Source organism: Dyella sp., from assembly GCF_035508675.1.
Classification (GTDB): domain Bacteria; phylum Pseudomonadota; class Gammaproteobacteria; order Xanthomonadales; family Rhodanobacteraceae; genus Dyella_B.
Map to the genome: position 1 here is coordinate 1 of NZ_DATJMN010000196.1, position 2,586 is coordinate 2,586.

At 62.1% G+C, this 2,586-nt stretch carries 3 protein-coding genes; all 3 read left to right on the forward strand.

Annotated elements, in window-relative coordinates:
- The coding region (locus tag VMA74_RS10540; protein WP_325366717.1) for a 2-oxo acid dehydrogenase subunit E2 at positions 1 to 830 on the forward strand (830 nt) is incomplete at its 5' end.
- Positions 799 to 2,199 (forward strand): cytochrome P450, encoded by a 1,401-nt coding sequence (locus VMA74_RS10545; RefSeq protein ID WP_325366718.1) that lies wholly within the window; start codon positions 799 to 801, stop codon positions 2,197 to 2,199. The genes VMA74_RS10540 and VMA74_RS10545, both read left to right, overlap by 32 nt.
- Before the next feature lie 6 nt (positions 2,200 to 2,205).
- Positions 2,206 to 2,586: hypothetical protein (locus tag VMA74_RS10550; protein ID WP_325366719.1), on the forward strand; the 381-nt coding region annotated here is incomplete at its 3' end.

Below are 2,586 nucleotides of genomic sequence, written 5' to 3' on the forward strand. Positions count from 1 at the left end.
GGCCAGAGATTCGCGATGCTCTGCTCATGTTCTTCTGGCAGGGGCGGGCCCACGTTATTCATGGCACGACCGAAGTGGACGTCACCGACAGCCTGGCAGCGATTCGCCGCATCGAGAAGGAGCTGCGCATCGGAATTTCCTTTCACGCCTTTGTCGTCTACTGCATCGTGCAGGCCGCCATGCAGCATCCGGTGATGCACACCTATCGTCACGGCAGAAAGCTGCTGACCTTTGAAGACATCGACTTGCTCTCGCCGATGGACAAGCGGCTGCCGGGCGGCGTGCGTATCCCGGTGGCTCACATCATTCGTGGGGCGCAAAACAAAACGCTGGCAGAGATCAATTGGGAGATCCGGCAGGCCGTGCGAGCGCCCGACCTCGACGGAGACGCCGCGGTGCAGGCGCGGCGGAAGCTGGGCCGCTTGCCTTATATCCTGCGGCGGCTTGCGGCCTGGCGGTGCAAACGCAACCCATATCTGTTCAAGCAGGTGAACGGCACCATGCTGGTGACAAACGTGCGCAGCCAGGTTGGCACCAACCCGGTCTTCGCGGTGGCCGGCACCGCGCATACGACCTCGCTCGCCATCGGCAACATCACGCCACGCCTGCAACTGAGCAGCGAAGGCCGCGTTGTGTCGCGCAAGATGCTGTGCCTGTCCGGCGCCGCCGATCACGACATTGTCGACGGCATGGGCATTGCGGGCTTCTCGCATCTGTTGGGCCGCCTGCTGGAGACCGGTGCCGGCCTTGATAAAGCCTTCGTCGAACAAACCAGGGACCTGATCAACAAGGAGAGTCATGAGCGAAGCTCTGTGCCAGTCACTGCCTGACGTAGAGATGCCGTCGACCCCGATCGCGCACGGCGCGCAGCCCATTCCCACGACGGATGGCCACTGGCTGCTGGGAAGCGCGAATGAATTTGCGCACGCAGCTCACCTCTTTGTCGCCGAGCAGGGAAAGCGCAACCAGGGCTTGACTCAGTTTCGGGTTCTGCACAGGCGGTTTCTGGCGACGGCGAGCCCCGATGTCGCCCACCAGATTCTGGTCACGCATCGCGAACACTACGAACGCAGCGCGCACTACAAGCGGCTGGCGCTGGTCATCGGCAACGGCCTGGCCGCAAGCGAGGGTGCTACCTGGCGCAAGCGGCGCGCGCTGATCAATCCACTCCTGCGGGGCGAGCACCTGAAACAACTGGTGCCTACCGTCTGCGATTCCGTCTGCGAAGTGCTGAAGGAGTGGGATGGCAAGCGGGCCTCCGGAACGCCGGTGGGGTTAGTTCGCGAGACGCAGCGGCTGTCGATGGGGGCGATCAGCCGCATGCTGCTCTCCACCGACATCGATCAGGACACGGCCTATCGCCTGGGAACCGCCATGCGCGGGGCCATGCAGCGGTTGCGCGAGTACAACACCTCTCCCTTTCCTGTTCCGCTATCCTGTCCCATTCACCGTAATCGCAAGTTCAACCGCGACCGCGAAACCCTCGACCGCTTCATCGATTTCCATATCAAGTCACGCCTGGCAAACGGCCAGCCTGGACAGCCTGATTTTCTTAGTGTGCTGATGTCGGCGAAGGACCCTGACAGCGGCCAGCCGTTGCCGCTGCAAACCGTCATGGACGAGACCAAGACGCTCTTCATGGCCGGGTTTGAGACGACCGCAAACGTGATGGCCTGGGCGTTGTACCTGCTGGCTTCGCATCCAGCCTGCGCCGCCAGGTGGCACGAGGAAGTCGATCGCGTGCTGCAAGGCCGCCTGCCGCAATGGGATGACTTGCCCAGGCTCGCTTACATCACGCAGATCATTCAGGAAACCATGCGCCTGTATCCGCCGGCGTACAACATCGCGCGACAGTGCGTCCGGGAAGACGTGATCAACGGCTACAGGGTCCCGAAATCGGCGACCATCCTGATCTCGGTGTATGGGATCCATCGCGACCCGGTGTGGGGCCCGGATCCTGAAGAATTCCGGCCCGAGCGCTTCGCGCAGAAGGCCGCCGTTCCTCGTGCGGCCTTCATGCCGTTCGCCACCGGCAAGCATGTTTGCGTGGGCAACGATTTCAGCATGACGGAGATGATTGCCACGCTGGCCATCATCGGCCAGCGCTACCGGCTGCAACGCGCGGACGATGAACCGGTAGTGGCGAAAGCGCAACTCGGGCTTGTTCCCTCGCGCGAGATACCAGTGCATTTGGGGTGAGACCACATGAACTTCAACTTTGAAGTGCTCGACTCGTCCGATCCTGTAGCGGTAGAGGAATACGAATCGGCGTTTTACCAGTCGTTTTCCGGGGTGACGACCAACCGTCTGGTGCAAAAACTCTGGCTGTGGGACCATGCTACCCGTCGCCTGAAGACCCGTGTCCCCTACGCCGACCAGCTCATCTGCTGTCTGCGCGATCACGCCGGCCGGCTCCACTCGGCAATGGCCTTCAACATCAAGCTCACGGAATTCCAGTCGGCGTCGTATGGCTTCGCGGCTCCGCAGGCAGCCCCGGGGAGCTTCGAGGTGCTGACCTTCTTCGCCGTGGCGGCGCAAACGCTCGATGTGTGCGCGAAATTCTGGTCGCGTTGTCTTGCGTTGTTG